The following is a 21,122-nucleotide window of genomic DNA, read 5'->3' on the forward strand; positions in this document are numbered from 1 at the left end:
AATGCAGCGTCGCGCGAACCGCACAGATGGATGAGAAATCGGTACTTCCCTGTACCGATTCAGAGCCTCAGGCGCCCAGGCGCTGGGTCACTTCGCTGAGTTCGCCGGACAGGCTGCGCAGGGTATGGCTGGCGGCCTGGGTACGCTCGACGTTCTCCTGGTTGGAGCTGGCGATGGCGGTGATCTCGGTGAGGTTGCGCGAGATGTCCTCGGCCACCGAGGTTTGTTCCTCGGCGGCGGTGGCGATCTGCCGATTCATGTCGCGAATCGCCTCCACCGCACCGGTGATGCGCTGCAGCATGGCGCCGGCCTCGGTCACCTGGGTCACGCCTTCCTCGCTGCGGTTCTGCCCGCTCTCGATGGCGCGCACGGCATTCAGCGCGCCGGATTGCACGGTGTCGATGATCTGATGGATCTCGGCGGTGGACTCGGCGGTACGCTGGGCCAGGGTGCGCACCTCGTCGGCCACCACGGCGAAGCCGCGCCCCTGCTCGCCGGCGCGGGCGGCCTCGATGGCGGCGTTGAGGGCCAGCAGGTTAGTCTGCTCGGCGATGCCGCGGATCACTTCCAGCACCTTGCCGATGCGGCCGCTGTCGGCCTCCAGGCGGCGGATCACCTCGGCGGTGTTGGCGATCTCTCCGCGCATGCCGGTGATGGTCTGGATGGTCGACTCCATCACCCGGCCGCCCTGGCGTGCCGAGCTGTCGGCGTCGTCGGCGGCGTGTGCGGCCTCGGCGGCATGGCGTGCCACCTCCTGGGCCGTGGCCGACATCTGGTGCATGGCGGTGGCGACCTGGTCGGTGCGCTCGAACTGCTCATTGATGCCCAGCGTCATGCGCGAGGCGATCTGGTTCAGCTCGCCGCTGGCGTTGTCCAGGTTGCCGCTGCTCAGGCGCAGGCTGTCGGTGGTGGCGGCGAGGAAGTCGCGCAGGGTGTTGGAGGCGATGGCTAGCATGCCCAGTTCGTCCTGGCGGGTGGCCTCGACACGCTGGCCGAAGTTGCCGTGGCTGAGCTGGTCGACATGGGTAATCAGATGGCGGATCGGGATGATCAGGTGGCGGTTGACCAGCCACAGGCTGAACAGGGCGATCACCACGCTGGCGGCGAGCATGACCAGCGTGCCCAGGGTGATGGTGCGGTCGGCGCTGGCGTTGATCTGCTCGGCCTGCTCGATGCTCTGCTCGCGCAGGTGGTCGACCAGGGCGGTCATCTGCTCGCTGGCGGCGCGGTCGATGCCCTTGACCGCGGCATCGCCGGCCTTGGCGTCACCGTTGGCGGCGACGAAGGCATCGCGGCCCTTGCGGTAATTGACGCCTAGGCTCTGGTGTTCGCTACGCAGGCGGTCCACCTGGCCCTTCAGCGTGGCATCGTCCTTGGCCTCCTGGGACAGCTCGCCGAGGATGTCCTGGACCTTGCGCTCCTGGGCCTCGAACTGGCCCCAGTACTTGTTCAGGTTCTCGGCATCCTGGCCGCGCAGCAGGACGTTCTTCCATTCCTGCACCTGGATCTTGAATTCGACGTTGGCCGAGTCGATCAGGCGGGCGGCCTGCAGCGGGCCGTCGAGCAGGCCGCGGTAGGCGTGCATGCCGCTGGAGAGGAAGCTGAAGCAGGCCAGGGCGGTGATCAGGATCAGCGCCAGGCTGCCGCCGAGCAGAGCGAGGATCTGCGCGCGCAGGGATTTCTGCAGGAACATGGGGATAAGCCTCTTCGGGGGGTGACTGCCCCCGGCGCTCGGGTGAGCGCCGGAACTGCGGATATCCCTATCACCCGGCCATGAAAAACCGGCGACACCGGCCGGCGGAAGCCGGCACGAGTGCAACGTGCAGTTCAGTATAGGTCGGCCGCGCTACGCTGGCCTTTAGCCGCATCTAGCTATTTTCAGGCCAGGCGCAGATGGTTGTCCCATAGCCCTGCCGGCAGCTCCAGCGGGCGCCCGGCGATCTGCTCGCCGCGGCAGTCGTACAGGCGGCAGCGGCCCTGGCCGGAGGTGACCACGAAGCCGTCGGCCACCGCGCCGACGCCGGCGCAGTCCGGCAGCGGCGCATCGAGCAGCAGCTCGGTGCTGTCCAGATTCCAGATGAAGAAGCGGTTGCCGCGCGGTGCGGTGAGCGCCAGCAGACGCAGCTCGTCGTGGATCGCCAGGCTGGCGGTGTACTGGTTCATCGCCACGCGCTGCGCCTCGCCCAGCGGGAAGGGCTGGAAGGCCTGGCCCGGGCGCTTGATCGCCAGCAGCGGCGCGGCATCCTGGGGGTCGCCCTCGTACTGCTGGCCGGAGACGATGGTGCCGTCCGCCGCCACGGCCAGGTGGCGCACGCTGTTCATCCGCTCGGGCAGCTGCTCCTTGCTGATCAGCGTGCCGTCGCGGTGCATCAGCACCAGGCTCGGCTCCATGGCGTCGAGGTTCATCATCACCCGGCTGTCGGCCTCGGTGCGGATGCCGCCGTTGGCTACCACCAGTTCTTCGCCGCCGGGCAGCCACAGCAGCTGGTGCGGGCCCAGACCATGGGTGCTGCGCTCGGCGACGCGCTCCAGGTGCTCGCCCTGCAGGCGGTAGACACCGAGTACGCCGCGGCCGGGCTGGCTGGTGTCGTTCTCGGTGCTGTAGAACCACTCGCCGCCCTTGTGGAACACGCCGTGGCCGTAGAAATGCCGCTCGGCCGGCGAGGCGATGGTCTGCAGCAGGCGGCCGTCGCGGGTGTCGATCAGGTAGCTCTCGCGGCTGGGCCGGCGGCCGACGAACACCGCCAGCGGCAGGCTGGGGTGCGGCACCACGTCATGGCAGCGCTCGCTCACGCGGGTGGCGAAGGCCTTGCTGCCGTCCAGGCGGTAGCCCACGGCGTAGTGGTGGCCGTCGCTGTCGTCGCGCGCCGACAACAACAGGGGCTGCGTACCGTGGCCGATCAGCTTCCAACCGCCCAATGCGCCGGTCGTCAGGGCGCCGGCGGCCAGGGCCAGGCCGCCGAGGCCGAGAAAGGCTCTGCGCTTCATTCAATCACCGTCGTGGGCGTTGAAGCCCAGCTGGATGCCGAGGGCCTTGGCCAGTTCGCCGCCCTGCAGGCGGTGCAGCTTGTTGAGTTCGTCGTAGAAGGCATTCAACTCGGCGCGGCCGGCCTCGTCGGCGAGCAGCTCGCCGAGCGGGCGCTGCAGCGCAGCCAGTTGCTGGCGGGTGTTGGCGTACTGCTGGTCGATGCTGGCGACCAGGGCCTGCTGGTCGTCGCCGAGCAGGCTGCGCACGCCATCCTTGTTGCCGCCCAGCCACAGGCGTTCGGCGCTGGCGACGCTGGCGGCGAGGCTGGCCAGGCTGGCGTTGCTGCGCCAGAACTCGGCCTGGTACGGCTGCGGTACACCCTTGCTCTGGCGGCCGAGGGCGGCGCCGAGCTTCTTCTTCAGGCCGTCGATGGCGTTGACCTGGGCGCGCAGCAGTTCGGCCACGGCCTCGGGGGCCTCGGCGTAGCGGGCGTTGGGGAACTCCTTGAGCTGGGCGGCCATGCCGCCTTCGGCCTGCCACTGGCCGAGCACGTCGGCGGAGAGCTTCTGCTGGTGCTCGCCGATGGCGCTCAGCAGCGGGCAGTAGCGGGTCTTCTGCGCGGCATCGGAGAGGTCGATGCCCGCATCGAACAGCACGTATTCATAGGCGGTCAGGCCCTGCACCACCACGCTGGCCTTCTCCACATCGGCCTGGGTCAGCTGCGGCTTGTTCTTTAGCAGAGCTTCCACCTGGCGCTGCACCAGGTTCTTCTTGTCCGGCCAGAACTGCACCTGCCAGGCGCGGTTGCCTTCGGCCAGCGGGCCGACCAGCAACGGCTGCAGGGCGGCCCAGCTGGCGACATCGGTGAGGAACGCCTGCTGCGCGTCGCCCAGCTCCTGTTTGCCTGCGCAGAATGCCTTGGCGCTCTCGGCCAGTTGCTGGTTGGACTGGTGCCAGGCGCTATAGGCCGGCAGCAGCACGCCGTCGACCAGGGCGGCGCTGGTGCGCTGTTGCGGGTCCTGCGGGCTGCAGGCGCTGAGGCCCAGGGCGAGCAGGGCGATGGCAATAGGGGAACGGGGCATTCCGGGCTCCTTACAGGGAGTTGAGGAAGGCCAGCAGCGCACCGCGCTCGCTGGCGTCGAAATCGATGACGGCCTGCCTGGCGCTCTGCGCCTCGCCGCCGTGCCAGAGGATGGCCTCCAGCAGGTTGCGCGCGCGGCCGTCGTGGAGGAACTGGGTGTGGCCATTGACGGCCTGGGTCAGGCCGATGCCCCACAGCGGCGCGGTGCGCCACTGGCTGCCGCTGGCCTGGAACTCCGGCCGGCCATCGGCCAGGCCCTCGCCCATGTCGTGCAGCAGCATATCGGTATAGGGGCGAATGGTCTGGTTGGCCAGTTCCGGCTCCGCGGCATCGGCGGCGGTGACGAAGCTGGGGATGTGGCATTGCTGGCAACCGGCGTCGCTGAACAGCTGCTTGCCGCGGCGCACTTCCAACTCGTCCACGCCACGGCGTGCCGGGACCGCCAGGTTGCGGGTGTAGAACAGCACGTTGGCGAGGATGTTGGGGCTGACCTCGGGCTTGCCGCCATCGGGCATGCCGCGGCAGTCGGTCTGGGTGGCACTGCAGTCGTCCTGCGGCAGCAGCGCGGTGGTCAGACCCATGTCGCCGGCGAAGGCATGCGCGTTCTGCTGGTTGAGGCTGGGCTGGCCGGCCTTCCAGCCGAAGCGGCCGAGCACCTGCTGGCCGCTGACGTCATCGTGCACGCGGTTGGGCGTGCCACGGATGCCATCGCCATCGCGGTCATCCGGGTCGGCATTGGCCAGGATCGCCGCCTCGGGAATCGCTTCCAGCAGGCCGAGGCCGATCATCGGCGGCGCCACGCGGGCGGAGAACAGGGTGTCGGGATGCAGCGCGCCGTAGCCCAGCTTGCTGATGAGCAGGCGCGGCTTGCGTAGCTCGACGGCGGTTCCGTCGGCGAGCGTCACCGTCTGCAGGTCGTAGTCGATCCGCACCTTGCCCTCGGGCGCCGCGCCAGGGTTGCTCATGTCCTGCAGCTGGCCGCCGTACACCGGCTCCGGCACTACGCCCAGGCGTTGGCGCAGCTCGGCGTGGGCCGGCGAGTCGTCGCCCTTGATGGACAGGCGCACCAGCATGGAGGCGGCGCTGAGCGCATCGCGCTGCGGCGGATGACCGCGGCCGTCCTTGATGTGGCAGTTCTGGCAGGCGTTGGTATTGAACAGCGGGCCGAGACCGTCGCGCGCCGTGGTGGTGGCCGGCGCGATTACCCAGGGATTGCGGAAGAAGCTGTTGCCCACGGCGAAGTCCAGACGCCGCGACGGCGCGAGGTTGGCAGAGGGCAGGGAGAAGGCGTTCTGGTCGCTCTGGCGCACCGTGGTGGCGCCACCGGACAGCGCCTCGCCCGGCTCGGCGGGAGGCGGCGTGCGCTCACAGGCCGCCAGGGCAAAGGCCAGCGGCAAAAAACAAAGGCGCAGCGGCGAGAGCATCGCGGAAAACCTGGACGGCCAATCAGGCCGGCAATCTTAGCAGGCTAAGGGAAGTCAAATAAGAGGAATTAGCGTTTGTGCCGGGGCCAGATTGTCGCGGGCATAAAGCGGTCGGGAGCAGTGTTGCGCGTCGCGTGGTGCGGGCCAGAAAAAGGCAGGCAAAAAAAACGGATGCGCCTTGTGGGCGCATCCGTCCTGGACAGCTCTGCGGGTATCAGAACTGGTGATCGGCGGTGTCCGGGTTCAGATCGCTGATGCCCAGAGCGGCCGAGGCCTTCTCGATGGCAGCGGTCTGCTTGACCAGGGCGGCGATGGCGTCACGAACGATCTGCTGGCCATCCTTGTTGTCGGCGGCGATCAGCTGGTCGAAGTGCACGTTGTTCTTCTCGGCGCTGTCGACCAGAGCCTGCAGCTTGGCTTCGCTGGCTTCCAGGTCGGCCTTCAGGGTGCTGTCGGCCTGGGCGTCAGCCTTGGCGACCAGGGCAGACAGGCTCGGGCCGGTCAGGGTGGTGCCGTCGACTTTCTTGTACTCGCCCAGGTAGACGTTGCGCACGCCCTTGCCGTTGTAGAAGTGCGAGTTGTGGGTGTTGTCGCTGAAGCAGTCGTGTTCGTCTTCGGTGGAGTTGGCTTCCAGGGCGACCTTCATGCGCTCGCCGGCCAGCTCGCCGAGGGACAGGCTGCCCATGCCGAACAGCATCTTGCGCAGGCCGCTCTCGGCCGGCTCGGCCTCCAGCTTGGCGCGGTAGTTGTCGGCGACGCCGGCTTTCCACTGGCCGACCATTTCGTCCAGATCGGCAACCAGCAGGTCGGTGGCGGCTTTCAGGTAGGCGCGACGACGCTCGTTGTGCTCGCCGGTGGCACCGGCGCCGACCACGAAGTCGGTAGCCGGACGGGCACCAGCGCCTGGGTTGGTGCCGTTCAGGTCCTGGCCCCAGAGGAGGAACTCGATGGCGTGGTAGCCGGTGGCGATGTTGGCTTCGGAACCGCCCAGCTCGTTCAGCTCGGCCAGCTTCGCGCTGGTGATCTCGGTGACGTCGATCTTGTCTTCACCGACCTGGATGGTGGTGTTGGCGATAATGTTGGCGGTGGCGCCCGGGTTGCCCTGAGCGTGCTGGTAGTCCTTGGCGACGTAGTCGATCAGGCCTTCGTCCAGCGGCCAGGCGTTGAGCTGGCCTTCCCAGTCGTCGACCACGGCGTTGCCGAAGCGGAACACTTCGGTCTGCATGTACGGTACGCGGGCGGCCAGCCAGGCTTCCTTGGCGGCTTTCAGGGTCTCTTCGCTAGGCTTGGCCAGCAGGGCGTCGATGGCGGCCTGCAGTTGCTTGCCGGTGCTGGCGGCGTCGCTGAATACGGCGGAGGCCAGATCGGCGTAGTGGCTGACCACGGCCTTGGCGGCGGCTTCGTCGACCTTGCCGACAGCGGCAGGAGCGGTGGCGGCAGCCGGAGCGGCGGCTTGCGGAGCAGCGGCCTCTTTCTTGTCGTCGCCGCAGCCGGCGAGGGAAATGGCGAGGGCCAGCAGGCTGGCGGTAGCCAGGGGCATACGAGTCATGGCGGAGTCCTTTGCTTCTAGTGTTGGAAGTCGGGAAAACCGCACAATGATGCGAAAGATTTTCATTAAATGCAAAGGGCGTTTTCCGTTCGTCGGCCGGGTAGACGCGGGGCATGGGGTCGCTAGAATGCCGGCAATTCACAAGGAGCGTTGTCCATGAGCCTCACTGCCGTTGCCGTACTCGTCGTGCTGTTTCTTCTCGCCGCCTGGGCGGTGGTTCTCTACAACGGTCTGGTGCGCCTCAAGCACGGCGTGAGCAAGGCCTGGTCGAACATCGACGTGCTGCTCAAGCAGCGCCACGACGAGCTGCCCAAGCTGGTGGAGACCTGCAAGCAGTACATGCAGCACGAGCGCACCACCCTGGAGCGGGTGATCGCCGCGCGCAGCGCCGTGGCGAGTGCCCGCGAGCAGCACGACGTGGGCGCCCTGGGCAAGGCCGAGAGCAGTCTGCGGGCCGGCCTCGGCCAACTGTTCGCCCTTGCCGAGAACTACCCGGACCTGAAGGCCAACGACAGCTTCCAGCATCTGCAGCAGCGCATCTCCGGGCTGGAGAACGCCATCGCCGATCGCCGCGAGCTGTACAACGAGGCGGTCAACCTGAACAACGTGCGCATCGAGCAGTTCCCGGACGTGATCCTGGCGCGCCTGTTCGCTTTCAAGGAAGCCGAGTTGCTGCAGTTCAGCGAGGAAGAGAAGGCCGACGTCGACCTCAAGTCGCTGTTCAACTGAAATGGATGTCCCGGGCTTGGCCATCAGCATGGCCTTCAGCGTCGGCGCGTGCGTCGGCGGCGGCTGGTGGTGCATCAAGCGCCTGTCCGAGGCGCGCTTTCTGCTCAACACGCCGACCTCGAAGATCCGCTCGGCGGCCCAGGGCTATGTCGAGCTGTATGGCGTGCTGCACGAACTCCCCGACGGTCCGCTGCAGGCGCCACTCACCGGTACGCCGTGCCTGTGGTGGCGCTTCAAGATCGAGGAGTACGACGACGATGGCAAGCGCAAGCGCTGGCGCGTGATCGAGAGCGGCGTCAGCGAAGGGCTGGTGCGCCTGCAGGACGCCACCGGCGAATGTCTGATCAACCCCAAGGGCGCCGAAGTGCGGCCGAGCACGCGCCAGGTCTGGAGCGGTAGCGAGCGGCATCCGCGTGGCCTGAGCGACGGTGGTGGATTGCTCGGCATGCTGTTCTCCGGCGGCAGCCAATATCGCTACACCGAGGAGCGCCTGCATGCCGGTCAGCCGCTCTACGCCATCGGCGATTTCCGTACCCTGGGCGGCACCGAGGCGTTCGACCTGACCCTGGCTCAGGGCGCGGTGGTGCGCGAGTGGAAGAGCGATTTCGCCGGCATGCTGCAGCGCTTCGACAGCAACGGCGACGGTCAGCTGGACCCGGCCGAGTGGGAGCGCATGCGCGAGTCGGCGCGGGTCGAGGCCCAGCGCCGCCAGACGGGGCGCAGCGAGGTGCCGGTGCATCATCAACTGCGCAAGCCGGGAGAGTCCTTCCCGTTCATCCTCTCCAATGGCGGCGAGGACGAACTGTCGCGTGGCTTCTACTGGCAGGCGGCGGGCGGCGCGCTGCTTTGCGTGATTGGGGCGCTGGCCACGACCTGGCTGGTGAGCAATGTGCTGCTGCCGGGGCTGGCTGGCGCCTGAGCCCTACTTGCCCTGCTTGTGGATGCCCTTGGGCAGTTGCACGACTCGGCTCTCCGAGTAGATGTCGTGCCAGCTGCGCTTGTCCTTGTCCCACAGCGCCCAGAGAAAGCCCAGGCCCAGGCACAGCCAGGAGCCGATGGCGATCACGAAGCGCAGCAGCGCCTGCCACAGGCTGATGGCCGAGCCGTCGGCGTTCTGGATACGCAGGCCCCAGGCCTGCATGCCGAGGGTCTGGCCGTTATGGGTCCAGAACTTGGCGAAGAAGCCGAACAGGCTGAGTAGCGCCAGGCTCGCCAGCATAGGGTCGTTATCCAGCGCGCCGGCCTGGGACAGCTGCATCAGGCGCTCGCTGCCGTAGATCAGGCGCAGCAGGCCCTGCTGGTAGAGCAGGCCCACCACCATGACCAGTGCCACGCACAGCAGGAAGTCGTAGAACATCGCGGCAAAGCGGCGGGGCAGGCCGGCGCCGGGGAATTCGCCCTGGGGGCGCAGCATGTGCTTGGGCATGGACAGCTCGGGAAGAAAAGACTGCGCGGGATTGTACGGGGTCGGCACCCGGGACAAAAACACCGGGCACAAAAAAGCCCCTGATGTTGCCATCAGGGGCTCTTCGTAGCAGCAGCGATTAGCCCAGAACCTGGACCTTGTCCGCTTGCATGCCTTTCTGGCCTTGCACGGCTTCGAAGGTGACCTTCTGGCCTTCTTTCAGGCTGCGGAAGCCCGAACCTTCGATAGCGCGGAAGTGCACGAACAGATCCGGACCGCTCTCAGGGGTGATGAAGCCGAAGCCCTTCTCGTCGTTGAACCACTTGACGGTGCCGGTTTGACGATTCGACATTGTCTTATTTCCTTGAAACTAGAGTTAGATGACAGCCTCGCGAGCTTGTGACGCGAGAGGGCTGGAACTGGTTGCAGAGAGTAAGAGAAGTCGAGCGGGATGTAGCGGATCTTAGGATCTACTGCACCAGGTCACGATTCAAGGCGACCCATGCAAACACAGTTGACCAACTCTACGCTAACTCAAATACGTTTGCCAACCCCCCTGGAATAGCTGATTCCAGAGGCCTTGCAGGCAATTAAGGAGGGAATATCGTGGTGCCCCGGGAGAGACTCGAACTCTCACTTCTTTCGAAAACGGATTTTGAATCCGCCGCGTCTACCGATTCCGCCACCGAGGCACGATGGGCGCGCAGTATAGGGAGGCGCCAAGGGGTGGTCAATCGCGCCGGCTTCGCCCGCAATGCCCTGCCATCCGTCCTCACAGATTTCCTGGATGGTGCTGATAAGTCCGCCAAATCAAGTGGTTAGGCCATGAGATCGGTTGCGTGGTGACCGCCGCAGCGGCGGGGCGGTTTGCACGGGAGGGCGCCGCGATGTATGCCCACGCCATCAGTTTCTTTCAGGAACTGGCCGTGATTATGCTGTTCCATCGCCAGCACCAGCCGGTGGTGCTGGGCTACCTGCTCGCCGGCTGCATCAATCGGCCCGCACACGCCAACCTTCGGCCTGATCCACGACGAGGGGTGATCAAGATCCTCGGGCTTGATCGTCCCGATGTTCTTCCTCGGTCTCGAATTCACCCTGCGCAAGCTGTTCAGTGTCGGCCACCGCTTTATCGCGGCCCTGCTGGAAATCGGCCTAGTGGCGGCGATCCGCATTGAGCGTGCCTTCAGTCGCCCGGTGCGTGGTCCGCCGGCCAGCTTTCCGGTAAGCTCTGCGCCCCCTGCGAGACTGACCCCATGCGTGTTGCCGACTTCCATTTCGACCTGCCCGATGCCCTGATCGCCCGCCATCCCCTGCCCGAGCGCCGTTCCAGCCGCCTGCTGGTGCTGGATGGTGAGAGTGGTGCGCTGGCCCACCGGCAGTTCGCCGACCTGCTCGAATACCTGCGCCCCGGCGACCTGATGGTGTTCAACGACACCCGCGTGATCCCAGCACGGCTCTTCGGCCAGAAGGCCTCCGGCGGCAAACTGGAGATACTGGTCGAGCGGGTGCTGGACAGTCATCGCGTGCTGGCCCATGTGCGCTCCAGCAAGTCGCCCAAGTCGGGCTCGCTGATCCATATAGAAGGTGGCGGTGAAGCCGAGATGCTGGCCCGCCACGATGCACTGTTCGAGCTGCGCTTCGCCGAAGAGGTGCTGCCGTTGCTGGAGCGGGTCGGCCACATGCCGCTGCCCCCCTATATCGACCGTGCCGACGACGCCTCCGATCGCGAGCGTTACCAGACCGTCTATTCCGATCGCGCCAAGGCCGGTGCCGTGGCCGCGCCGACCGCTGGTCTGCACTTCGACGAGGAGCTGCTGGCGGCGATTCGCGAGAAGGGCATCGAGACCGCCTTCGTCACCCTGCACGTGGGCGCCGGTACCTTCCAGCCGGTTCGGGTGGAGCGCATCGAGGATCACCACATGCACCGCGAGTGGCTGCAGGTCGGCCAGGACGTGGTCGATGCCGTCGCCGCCTGTCGCGCACGCGGCGGGCGAGTGATCGCCGTCGGCACCACCAGCGTGCGCTCGCTGGAGAGCGCTGCGCGCGATGGTGAGCTGAAGGCCTTCAGTGGTGATACCGACATCTTTCTCTACCCGGGCAAGCGCTTCCATGTGGTCGATGCCCTGGTCACCAACTTCCACCTGCCGGAGTCGACCCTGCTGATGCTGGTCTCGGCCTTCGCCGGTTACCCGCAGACCATGGCCGCCTATGCGGCAGCCGTGGAGCAGCAGTACCGCTTCTTCAGCTACGGTGATGCCATGTTCATCACCCGCAATCCCGCCCCGCGCGGTCCCGAGGAGACCCCATGAGCTATATGTCCTTCGAGCTGCTGGCCACCGACGGCCGTGCCCGTCGTGGCCGCCTGACCTTCCCGCGTGGCGTGGTGGAGACCCCGGCGTTCATGCCGGTGGGTACCTACGGCACGGTCAAGGGCATGCTGCCGCGCGATGTCGGCGATATCGGTGCGCAGATCATCCTCGGCAACACCTTCCACCTGTGGCTGCGTCCGGGCACCGAGGTGATCAAGAAGCACGGCGACCTGCACGACTTCATGCAGTGGCAGGGGCCGATCCTCACCGACTCCGGCGGCTTCCAGGTGTTCAGCCTGGGTGCCATGCGCAAGATCAAGGAGGAGGGCGTGTACTTCTCCTCGCCGGTGGACGGCGCCAAGGTGTTCATGGGGCCGGAAGAGTCGATGCAGGTACAGCGCGAGCTGGGCTCGGACATCGTGATGATCTTCGACGAGTGCACCCCGTACCCGGCCGATTTCGACGTGGCCAAGCGCTCCATGGAGCTGTCGCTGCGCTGGGCCAAGCGCTCGAAGAATGCCCACGAGGGCAACCCCTCGGCGCTGTTCGGTATCGTCCAGGGCGGCATGCACGAAGAGTTGCGCATGCGCTCGCTGGAAGGCCTGTGCGAGATCGGCTTCGACGGCCTGGCCATCGGCGGTCTGTCGGTCGGCGAGCCGAAGGAAGAGATGATCCGCGTGCTGGACTTCCTGCCGCCGCAGCTGCCGGCCGACAAGCCGCGCTACCTGATGGGCGTGGGCAAGCCGGAAGACCTGGTCGAGGGCGTGCGCCGCGGCGTGGACATGTTCGACTGCGTGATGCCGACCCGCAATGCGCGCAACGGCCATCTGTTCACCGAGACCGGGGTGGTCAAGATCCGCAATTCGGGGCACAAGCACGACGACTCGCCGCTGGATCCGAGCTGCGATTGCTACACCTGCAAACACTTCTCCCGCGCCTATCTGCATCACCTGGATAAATGCGGCGAAATGCTGGGAAGCATGCTCAATACCATCCACAACTTGCGCCATTACCAGAGCCTGATGGCTGGTTTGCGCGAGGCAATTCAACAGGGTACATTGGCCGCCTTTGTCGATGCCTTCTACGCCCGGCGCGGCCTGCCAACGCCGCCGCTGGAACCCTGATCGGTGATTCGCCGGCCTGCCGCTTGAAATACGGCGCGGCGCACCCATCTACTCGCGATGGCAGCCGACGCCCGTGCATTAAGCCCGGGCGCTCGCGAAAATAGCCTGAAAAACAACAGCTTCAAGACCTCGCAATAGGAGTTTTCCATGAGTTTTCTGATCCCCGCTGCTTACGCCGACACCGCAGCCCCGGCGGCAGGCGCCGCGCCCGGCGGTGACATGATGAGCATCCTGATGCTGGTCGGTTTCATGGTCATCTTCTATCTGATGATCTGGCGCCCCCAGGCCAAGCGCGCCAAGGAGCATAAGAACCTGCTCGGCGGCCTGCAAAAGGGCGACGAGGTAGTGACCAGCGGCGGCATCATCGGCAAGGTCAACAAAGTCACCGATGACTTCGTGGTGGTCGAGATCGCCGACAACGTCGAGCTGAAATTCCAGAAGCAGGCCATCGCAGCGACCCTGCCGAAGGGCACTCTGAAGTCCATCTAACGATTCTTCGTTCACCAATACGGGGCGCCTAAGGCGCCCCGTGTCATAACGGGCGGCGTCATGCTCAACAAATATCCTCTGTGGAAGTACCTGCTGATCCTGGCTGTGCTGGCGGTCGGCTTCATCTATTCCGCACCCAATCTGTATCCGGACGACCCGGCCATCCAGATCACCGGTGCCAGCACGGCGCTGGAAATCGGCCAGGCCGACCTCGACCGCATCGGCAAGGCGTTGAGCGATGCCAAGATTGAGGTCAAGTCCGCTCACCTGGGTGCCAAGCAGGGGCAGGGGGCGCTGCTGCGTCTGACCAAGAAGGATGACCAGCTGCCGGCCAAGGAGCTGGTACGCAAGCTGCTCGGTGACGAGTACGTGGTCGCCCTGAACCTGGCGCCGACCACGCCGCAGTGGTTGCGCAACCTGGGCGCCGGCCCGATGAAACTGGGTCTGGACCTGTCCGGTGGTGTGCACTTCCTGCTGGAAGTGGACATGGACAAGGCCATGGACGCGCGCATGAAGGTCTACGAGAGCGAGATCAAGAGCCTGCTGCGCAAGGATCGCGTACGTTACCGCAGCCTGCCGCAGCAGGACGGTGCCATCCAGCTCGGCTTCGCCGACAGCGAGTCGCTGGAAAAGGCCCGCGAGCTGATCCGTAGCAGCTTCAACGATTTCGAGCAGACCACCACCGAGCGCAACGACCAGCAGGTGCTGCGTCTGGCGCTGACCGAGGCCAAGCGCGCGGAAATCCGCGAGTACTCGATCAAGCAGAACCTGACCACCGTGCGTAACCGGGTCAACGAGCTGGGTGTGGCCGAGCCGCTGGTGCAGCGCCAGGGCGCCAACCGCATCGTGGTCGAGCTGCCGGGCGTGCAGGACACGGCGGAGGCCAAGCGTATTCTCGGCAAGACCGCCAACCTGGAGTTCCGTCTGCAGGCCGACGTCGATGCGGCGCGCGCTGCCACCGAGCCCTTCGAGTTCCGCGAGCCGGGCCGTCCGGCCGTGGCACTGGAGCGCAGCCTGATCATCACCGGTGACCAGGTCACCGATGCCCAGGCCAGCTACGACGAGAACGGTCGCCCGCAGGTGAACATCCGTCTGGATGGCCATGGTGGCGAGCTGATGAACCGGGCCACCCGCAACAATGTGGGGCGCAGCATGGCGGTGATCTTCATCGAGCAGAAGCCGCTGACCCGCTACGTCAAGCAGGTGGTCGACGGCGTCGAGAAGGAGGTGGCAGTGCCCTCCTTCAAGGAAGAGAAGAAGATCATCAGCCTGGCGACCATCCAGTCGCCTCTGGGCAGCCAGTTCCGCATAACCGGCCTCAATGGCCAGGGCGAATCCTCCGAGCTGGCCCTGCTGCTGCGTGCCGGTGGCCTGGCCGCGCCGATGTACTTCGCCGAAGAGCGCACCATCGGCCCGAGCCTGGGTGCCGACAACATCGCCAAGGGTATCGATGCGTCGATCTGGGGCATGATCTTCGTGTCCATCTTTATCATCGCCATCTACCGCTTCTTCGGCGTGCTGGCGACCGTGGCCTTGGGCTTCAACATGGTCCTGCTGCTGGCGCTGATGTCGGCGCTGAGTGCGACCCTGACCCTGCCGGGTATCGCCGGTATCGTGCTGACCATGGGTATGGCGGTGGACGCCAACGTGCTGATCTTCTCGCGGATACGCGAGGAAATCGCCAACGGCATGTCGGTGCAGCGCGCCATCCACGAAGGCTTCGATCGCGCCTACTCGGCGATCCTGGACGCCAACCTGACCACTCTGCTGGTCGGCGGCATCCTGTTCGCGATGGGCAGCGGTCCGGTCAAGGGCTTCGCCGTGACCATGTCGCTGGGTATCGTCACTTCGATGTTCACCGCCATCATGGTGACCCGCGCGATGGTCAACCTGATCTTCGGCGGGCGCGACTTCAAGAAGCTGTGGATCTAAGGGGCAGTCAGTCATGAAACTCGGAACTATCAACTTCATGGGCGTACGCAATTTTGCGTTTGCCCTGACCATGATCCTGACCGTCATCGCCCTTGGTAGCTGGTTCTTCAAGGGGCTCAACTTCGGTCTCGACTTTACCGGCGGCAGCCAGATCGAGCTGAGCTACGACAAGCCGGCCAACCTCGGCCAGGTGCGCGAGCAACTGGCGGCTGCCGGTTATGCCGATGCGGTGGTGCAGAGCTTTGGCGCGACCACCGATGTGGTGGTACGTCTGCAGGGCGATGACCCGCAGCTGGGCAACAAGGTGGCCTCCGTGCTGCAGGCGGCCAGCGGCGACAATTCGCTGCAGGTGAAGAAGGTCGAGTACGTCGGTCCCGCCGTGGGCGAGGAGCTGCGTGACCAGGGTGGTCTGGGCATGCTGCTGGCCCTCGGCGGCATCCTGATCTACGTGGCCTTCCGCTTCCAGTGGAAGTTCGCCGTCGGCGCCATCGTCTCGCTGGTGCATGACGTGGTCGTGACCATGGGTATTCTGTCGTTCTTCCAGATTACCTTCGACCTGACGGTGCTGGCCGCGGTGCTGGCCATCATCGGCTACTCGCTGAACGACACCATCGTGGTGTTCGACCGGGTGCGCGAGAACTTCCGCGTGCTGCGCAAGGCCAGCCTGATCGAGAACATCAACATCTCGACCACCCAGACCCTGCTGCGCACCATGGCCACGTCGATCTCCACCCTGCTGGCGATCATCGCGCTGCTGGTGTTCGCTGGCGACAACCTGTGGGGCTTCTCCATCGCCCTGTTCGTCGGCGTGCTGGCCGGTACCTACTCGTCGATCTACATCGCCAACGTGGTGCTGATCTGGCTGAACCTGACCACCGAAGACCTGATTCCGCCGGCGGTTGCCGAAGAGGTGGATGAGCTTCCCTGAGGCGCGCATGCCGATTGTCCGAAGCCCGGCCCAGCGCCGGGCTTCGTGTTTTATCGGTGTGCGTTTCGTCGCAGTTCTCGGGGCGCAGAGCAGCGAAGCCGGAACTCGCTCGGTCTGGCCTGATCCAAGGCAGGGAATAGGGCGTAATGCCTGGTAACCGAGAAGTCTCTGGAGGACCCCATGAACAAGTCGATGATCGTAGGTGCAGTATTGGGCGCGGTCGGTGTCACTGCCGGCGGTGCTGTGGCCACCTATAGCCTGGTGGGCGGTCCTCAGTATGCCGAGGTGCTGGCCGTGCAGCCGATCAAGGAGACCATCAAGACGCCGCGCGAGGTCTGCAAGGACGTTACCGTGACCCGCCAGCGCCCGGTCAAGGACCAGCACCAGATCGCCGGTACCGCCATCGGTGCGGTGGTAGGAGGCCTGCTGGGTAATCAGGTGGGTGGCGGCAACGGCAAGAAGATCGCCACCGTGGCCGGTGCTGTCGGCGGTGGCTATGCGGGCAACAAGGTTCAGGAAGGCATGCAGGGACGCGATACCTACACCACCACCGAGACCCGCTGTAACACCGTGACCGACACCAGCGAGAAGCTGGTGGGTTATGACGTGAAGTATCAGCTGGACGGCAAGGTCGGCCAGGTGCGAATGGATCGTGATCCGGGCAGTCAGATCCCGGTCAACAAGGAAGGCCAGTTGGTGCTGGTGCAGTCGCAAGTCGCCCAGTAAGCGACCTGAAACAAAAAAGCCGCCCTAGGGCGGCTTTTTCATGGGCTGGCGATCAGCGCTTCATCGAGGGCGCCAGATGCGGCTGGATGGCGGTCAGCACGGCCTTGAAGCACTTGGTATTGCCGGCAACGACCTGGCCTTTATCGAGGAAATCGTGGCCGCCGCTGAAATCGCTGACCAGGCCGCCTGCTTCCTGGATCAGCAGGGCGCCTGCGGCCATGTCCCACTCGGACAGGCCGAATTCCCAGAAGGCGTCGTAGCGGCCGGCGGCCACGTAGGCCAGGTCCAGGCTGGCGGCGCCGGCGCGGCGGATGCCGGCGGTCTGGCCGACCAGGCTGCGGAACATGCCCAGGTAGTTGTCCAGGTTGTCGACCTGCTCGGCGCGGAACGGGAAGCCGGTGCCGAGCAGGGCGCCGTCCAGGCTCTTGCGATTGCTGACGCGGATGCGGCGACCGTTGACGGCAGCGCCGCGGCCGCGGCTGGCGGTGAATTCTTCCTGGCGTACCGGGTCGAGCACCACGGCGTGCTCCAGACGGCCACGGTATTTGCAGGCGATGCTGACGGCGAAGTGCGGTACGCCGCGCAGGAAGTTGGTGGTGCCGTCCAGCGGGTCGATGATCCACTGGTAGTCGGCGCCGTCGCCAGTGCCGGCGATGCTGCCGCCTTCCTCGCCGAGGAAGCCGTGAGTCGGGTAGGCCTTCTGCAGCGCCTGGATGATGGTCTGCTCGGCGGCGCGATCGACTTCGCTGACGTAGTCGTTGGCATCTTTCTCGTTGACCGAGATGACGTCCAGGCGTTCGACGGAGCGGATGATCAGTTCGCCGGCACTGCGCGCAGCGCGCAGCGCGATATTCAGCATGGGCTGCATGGAAGGTTCACCTGGATCGTTAAAGAAGAAAGCCGGCCATTCTAGCAGACTAGCTTTTTCTGTGCAGCCGGCTCGTCGTTGTGCATGGCGCTGGGCTGGGGCCTTCTGTAACATTCATGGCCCTTTCGCATCCTTGGGCGGAGCTGGCGTTGCTGCAGAACATTCGCGTAGTGCTGGTCAATACCAGCCATCCCGGCAATATCGGCGGTGCCGCGCGGGCCATGAAGAACATGGGCCTGTCGCGTCTGGTGCTGGTCGATCCTGAAGACTTTCCCAGCAGCGAGGCGGTCGCGCGCGCCTCCGGCGCCACCGATATCCTTGATAACGCTGTGGTTGTGGCCACCTTGGAAGAGGCGCTGGCCGGTTGCAGTGTGGCGCTGGGTACCAGTGCGCGCGATCGGCGCATTCCCTGGCCGTTGCTCGACCCGCGCGAGTGCGCGACCACTGCGTTGCAGCAGGTCGAGCTGGGCGGCGAGGTGGCGCTGGTGTTCGGTCGCGAATATGCCGGCCTGACCAACGAGGAGCTGCAGCGCTGTCAGTTCCATGTGCATATCCCGTCCAATCCGGAGTTCAGCTCGCTGAACCTGGCGGCGGCCGTGCAGGTGCTGGCCTATGAGGTGCGCATGGCCTGGCTGGCGGCCGAGGGGCAGCCGACCAAGATGAACAAGCTGGAAACCACCGCGATGCTCAATACCCAGCCGGTGACCACGGATGAGCTGGAGCTGTTCTACGGCCATCTGGAGAGTACGCTGGTGGAGATCGGCTTCCTCGATCCGGCCAATCCGCGTCACCTGATGTCGCGCCTGCGTCGCCTGTATGGGCGCTCGGGCATCAGCAAACTGGAAATGAATATCCTGCGCGGCGTTCTCACGGAAACCCAGAAGGCGGTGCGTGGGGAGTCTCACAAGCGGAGAAAAGACGATGTTTGAGCGTGTGCGCGAAGATATCCAGAGTGTTTTTCATCGTGATCCGGCGGCGCGCAACGCTTTCGAGGTGGTGACCTGCTATCCGGGGCTGCATGCGGTGTGGTTGCACCGCGTGGCGCATGCGTTGTGGGGGGCGGGCTGGAAATGGCTGGCGCGCCTGGTGTCGAACTTCGGGCGCTGGATGACCGGCATCGAGATCCATCCGGGCGCGAAGATCGGGCGGCGCTTCTTCATCGACCACGGCATGGGCATCGTCATCGGCGAGACCGCCGAGATCGGTAATGACGTGACCCTCTATCAGGGCGTGACCCTGGGTGGCACCAGCTGGAACAAGGGCAAGCGCCATCCGACGTTAGAGGATGGTGTGGTGGTCGGCGCTGGCGCCAAGGTGCTCGGTCCATTCACTGTCGGTGCGGGTGCCAAGATCGGCTCCAATGCCGTGGTGACCAAGGCGGTGCCGGCTGGTGCTACGGCGGTCGGCATTCCGGGGCGGATCATCGCCAAAGCGGATGACGAGCGGGAGGCCAAGCGTCAGGCCATGGCTGAGAAGCTCGGTTTCGATGCCTATGGTGTCAGCCAGGACATGCCGGATCCGGTGGCGCGCGCCATTGGCCAGTTGCTCGATCACCTGCAGGCGGTCGACTCGCGTCTGGAAGGTATGTGCGGCGCGCTCAAGGCTCTGGGCAGCGACTATTGCGCCAAGGAGCTGCCGGCACTGCGCGACGAGGACTTCGCCGATGTGTGCAAGGAGCAGGGCGACAAGCCGGCTGCCTGACGACGCATAGTCTGCTATCATTCGCGCCCCGCACTGCCACTATATCCGACTGTTTTAATCGGTCTTATAGTTGACCTAAATAGTCGGAAAAGAGGATACTTGCGGCAACTCAGCTCACCCGTGGTGCGATAACCATGCGTCTGACCACCAAAGGCCGCTACGCCGTTACAGCCATGCTCGATCTGGCGCTGCATGCCCAGAGCGGGCCTGTGTCGCTGGCGGACATCTCCGAGCGGCAGGGCATTTCCCTGTCCTATCTGGAGCAACTGTTCGCCAAGTTGCGCCGCGGCAACCTGGTCAGCAGCGTGCGTGGTCCCGGTGGTGGCTATCAGTTGTCGCGCGACATGCGGGTGATTCAGGTGGCCCAAGTGATCGATGCGGTGAACGAATCGGTCGACGCTACTCGTTGTCAGGGCATGGGCGATTGCCATTCCGGCGACACCTGTCTGACCCACCATCTGTGGTGCGACCTCAGTCAGCAGATTCACGAATTTCTCAGCGGCATCAGCCTGGCTGATCTGGTGACCCGACGCGAAGTGCAGGAAGTCGCCCAGCGTCAGGATCAGCGCCGTTGTAACGGCAGGACGCCGCAGCTGGACAAGATCGAAGCGTCCGCCATCGAGTGAGCAGGGCGCCTGCCTGAATAGGAGATACCTGATGAGATTGCCGATTTACCTCGATTACTCCGCCACCACTCCGGTCGATCCGCGCGTGGCGCAGAAGATGAGCGAGTGCCTGCTGGTGGATGGCAATTTTGGCAACCCGGCATCGCGCTCCCACGTCTTCGGCTGGAAGGCCGAGGAAGCGGTCGAGAACGCCCGTCGCCAGGTGGCCGAGCTGGTCAATGCCGACCCGCGCGAGATCGTCTGGACCTCCGGTGCCACCGAGTCCGACAACCTGGCCATCAAGGGTGTCGCGCACTTCTATAGCACCAAGGGCAAGCACATCATCACCTCGAAGATCGAGCACAAAGCGGTGCTGGACACTGCGCGCCAACTGGAGCGCGAAGGCTTCGAAGTGACCTATCTCGAGCCGGGCGAAGATGGCCTGGTAACGCCGGCCATGGTCGAGGCGGCGCTGCGCGAGGACACCATTCTGGTGTCGATCATGCACGTCAATAACGAGATCGGCACCATCAACGACATCGCCGCCATCGGTGAGCTGACCCGCTCCCGCGGCGTGCTGTTCCATGTCGATGCGGCGCAGTCCACCGGCAAGGTCGAGATCGATCTGGAGAAACTGAAGGTCGACCTGATGTCCTTTTCCGCCCACAAGACCTATGGCCCGAAAGGTGTCGGCGCCCTGTACGTGCGCCGCAAGCCTCGCGTGCGTCTGGAAGCCCAGACCCACGGTGGCGGCCATGAGCGCGGCATGCGCTCCGGCACCCTGGCCACGCACCAGTGTGTCGGCATGGGCGAGGCCTTCCGTATCGCCAAGGAAGAGATGGCGCAGGAAAACCAGCGTGTGCTGGCTCTGCGTGATCGCTTCTACAAGCAGCTCGAGGGTATGGAAGAGCTGTACGTCAACGGCAGCCTGACCCAGCGCGTGCCGCACAACCTGAACCTCAGCTTCAACTACGTCGAAGGCGAGTCGCTGATCATGGCGCTCAAGGACCTGGCGGTCTCTTCCGGTTCCGCCTGTACCTCCGCCTCGCTGGAGCCGTCCTACGTGCTGCGCGCCCTGGGTCGCAACGACGAGCTGGCACACAGCTCGATTCGTTTCACCTTCGGCCGCTTCACCACCGAGGAAGAAGTCGATTACGCGGCCAGCAAAGTGGCCGGTGCGGTGAACAAGCTGCGTGAGCTGTCGCCGCTGTGGGACATGTTCAAAGAGGGTGTCGACATCTCCAAGGTCGAATGGCAGGCACACTGATTTTCGAGTCGCCTGTA

Annotated in this window: 20 protein-coding genes, 1 tRNA gene and 1 pseudogene; 13 read left to right on the forward strand and 9 right to left on the reverse strand. The window is 65.2% G+C overall.

What is annotated here, in order from left to right:
- Positions 1–67 precede the first annotated feature (67 nt).
- The 5 genes from N7607_RS03915 to N7607_RS03935 form a co-directional block, all read right to left on the reverse strand.
- Positions 68–1,693: a methyl-accepting chemotaxis protein gene (locus N7607_RS03915; protein ID WP_279864327.1), complete on the reverse strand. Its 1,626-nt coding sequence runs from the start codon at positions 1,691–1,693 to the stop codon at positions 68–70.
- Between the two features lie 185 nt (positions 1,694–1,878).
- The gene (locus tag N7607_RS03920) at positions 1,879–2,988 is read right to left on the reverse strand and encodes a DUF1513 domain-containing protein (RefSeq protein ID WP_279864326.1); all 1,110 of its coding nucleotides are present in this window, start codon (positions 2,986–2,988) and stop codon (positions 1,879–1,881) included.
- A complete protein-coding gene (locus N7607_RS03925; RefSeq protein ID WP_279864325.1) occupies positions 2,989–4,050 on the reverse strand; it encodes an imelysin family protein in 1,062 nt (353 codons plus the stop codon).
- A gap of 10 nt (positions 4,051–4,060) precedes the next feature.
- Positions 4,061–5,473 carry a di-heme oxidoredictase family protein gene (locus N7607_RS03930; protein ID WP_279864323.1) on the reverse strand — a complete coding sequence of 471 codons (1,413 nt, stop codon included), beginning with the start codon at positions 5,471–5,473 and terminating at the stop codon, positions 4,061–4,063.
- Between the two features lie 214 nt (positions 5,474–5,687).
- On the reverse strand, positions 5,688–7,022 hold the full coding sequence (locus tag N7607_RS03935) for an imelysin family protein (protein WP_279864322.1): 1,335 nt from the start codon (positions 7,020–7,022) through the stop codon (positions 5,688–5,690).
- A 156-nt stretch (positions 7,023–7,178) separates the two neighbouring features.
- Here N7607_RS03935 and N7607_RS03940 point away from each other — a divergent pair, with 156 nt between their 5' ends.
- Positions 7,179–7,751 (forward strand): LemA family protein, encoded by a 573-nt coding sequence (locus tag N7607_RS03940; protein ID WP_279864321.1) that lies wholly within the window; start codon positions 7,179–7,181, stop codon positions 7,749–7,751.
- A gap of 1 nt (position 7,752) precedes the next feature.
- Positions 7,753–8,670 (forward strand): GIDE domain-containing protein, encoded by a 918-nt coding sequence (locus N7607_RS03945; RefSeq protein ID WP_279864319.1) that lies wholly within the window; start codon positions 7,753–7,755, stop codon positions 8,668–8,670.
- Between the two features lie 3 nt (positions 8,671–8,673).
- Here the strand turns inward: N7607_RS03945 and N7607_RS03950 are convergent, their stop codons facing one another.
- The 3 genes from N7607_RS03950 to N7607_RS03960 form a co-directional block, all read right to left on the reverse strand.
- Positions 8,674–9,177: an RDD family protein gene (locus tag N7607_RS03950; RefSeq protein ID WP_279864318.1), complete on the reverse strand. Its 504-nt coding sequence runs from the start codon at positions 9,175–9,177 to the stop codon at positions 8,674–8,676.
- 118 nt (positions 9,178–9,295) lie between these two features.
- Entirely contained in the window at positions 9,296–9,508 is a 213-nt protein-coding gene (locus tag N7607_RS03955; RefSeq protein WP_021700367.1) for a cold-shock protein, read from the reverse strand.
- A gap of 255 nt (positions 9,509–9,763) precedes the next feature.
- A tRNA-Leu gene (locus N7607_RS03960) sits at positions 9,764–9,848 on the reverse strand.
- 195 nt (positions 9,849–10,043) lie between these two features.
- Here N7607_RS03960 and N7607_RS03965 point away from each other — a divergent pair.
- From N7607_RS03965 to N7607_RS03995, 7 genes and pseudogenes are all read left to right on the forward strand, one after another.
- Positions 10,044–10,314, forward strand: a pseudogene (locus N7607_RS03965) (cation:proton antiporter); the annotation flags it as partial.
- Positions 10,315–10,409: 95 nt separating this feature from the next.
- Positions 10,410–11,465 carry a tRNA preQ1(34) S-adenosylmethionine ribosyltransferase-isomerase QueA gene (queA, locus tag N7607_RS03970; RefSeq protein WP_279864317.1) on the forward strand — a complete coding sequence of 352 codons (1,056 nt, stop codon included), beginning with the start codon at positions 10,410–10,412 and terminating at the stop codon, positions 11,463–11,465.
- Between the two features lie 5 nt (positions 11,466–11,470).
- The gene (gene tgt / locus N7607_RS03975) at positions 11,471–12,589 is read left to right on the forward strand and encodes a tRNA guanosine(34) transglycosylase Tgt (protein WP_279864558.1); all 1,119 of its coding nucleotides are present in this window, start codon (positions 11,471–11,473) and stop codon (positions 12,587–12,589) included.
- Between the two features lie 147 nt (positions 12,590–12,736).
- A complete protein-coding gene (gene yajC / locus N7607_RS03980) occupies positions 12,737–13,078 on the forward strand; it encodes a preprotein translocase subunit YajC (RefSeq protein ID WP_192399400.1) in 342 nt (113 codons plus the stop codon).
- Positions 13,079–13,138: 60 nt separating this feature from the next.
- Positions 13,139–15,010: a protein translocase subunit SecD gene (secD, locus tag N7607_RS03985; protein WP_279864316.1), complete on the forward strand. Its 1,872-nt coding sequence runs from the start codon at positions 13,139–13,141 to the stop codon at positions 15,008–15,010.
- Between the two features lie 13 nt (positions 15,011–15,023).
- Positions 15,024–15,938: a protein translocase subunit SecF gene (gene secF / locus N7607_RS03990; RefSeq protein ID WP_279864315.1), complete on the forward strand. Its 915-nt coding sequence runs from the start codon at positions 15,024–15,026 to the stop codon at positions 15,936–15,938.
- A gap of 180 nt (positions 15,939–16,118) precedes the next feature.
- Positions 16,119–16,664: a glycine zipper 2TM domain-containing protein gene (locus N7607_RS03995; protein WP_279864314.1), complete on the forward strand. Its 546-nt coding sequence runs from the start codon at positions 16,119–16,121 to the stop codon at positions 16,662–16,664.
- A gap of 52 nt (positions 16,665–16,716) precedes the next feature.
- Here the strand turns inward: N7607_RS03995 and suhB are convergent, their stop codons facing one another.
- Positions 16,717–17,532 (reverse strand): inositol-phosphate phosphatase, encoded by an 816-nt coding sequence (gene suhB / locus N7607_RS04000; RefSeq protein ID WP_279864313.1) that lies wholly within the window; start codon positions 17,530–17,532, stop codon positions 16,717–16,719.
- A gap of 149 nt (positions 17,533–17,681) precedes the next feature.
- On the opposite strand from suhB, the gene trmJ reads away from it, so the two are divergent.
- From trmJ to N7607_RS04020, 4 genes are all read left to right on the forward strand, one after another.
- Positions 17,682–18,461, forward strand: coding sequence for a tRNA (cytosine(32)/uridine(32)-2'-O)-methyltransferase TrmJ (gene trmJ, locus N7607_RS04005; RefSeq protein WP_279864557.1), 780 nt, complete (start codon positions 17,682–17,684; stop codon positions 18,459–18,461).
- On the forward strand, positions 18,454–19,233 hold the full coding sequence (gene cysE, locus N7607_RS04010; RefSeq protein WP_279864312.1) for a serine O-acetyltransferase: 780 nt from the start codon (positions 18,454–18,456) through the stop codon (positions 19,231–19,233). Before trmJ ends, cysE begins: the two co-directional genes overlap by 8 nt.
- A gap of 134 nt (positions 19,234–19,367) precedes the next feature.
- Positions 19,368–19,859: a Fe-S cluster assembly transcriptional regulator IscR gene (gene iscR, locus N7607_RS04015; protein ID WP_137971083.1), complete on the forward strand. Its 492-nt coding sequence runs from the start codon at positions 19,368–19,370 to the stop codon at positions 19,857–19,859.
- 31 nt (positions 19,860–19,890) lie between these two features.
- Entirely contained in the window at positions 19,891–21,105 is a 1,215-nt protein-coding gene (locus N7607_RS04020; protein WP_192399395.1) for an IscS subfamily cysteine desulfurase, read from the forward strand.
- Positions 21,106–21,122 lie beyond the last annotated feature (17 nt).

It is taken from the genome of Pseudomonas sp. GD04019 (assembly GCF_029837695.1).
Classification (GTDB): Bacteria; Pseudomonadota; Gammaproteobacteria; order Pseudomonadales; family Pseudomonadaceae; genus Aquipseudomonas.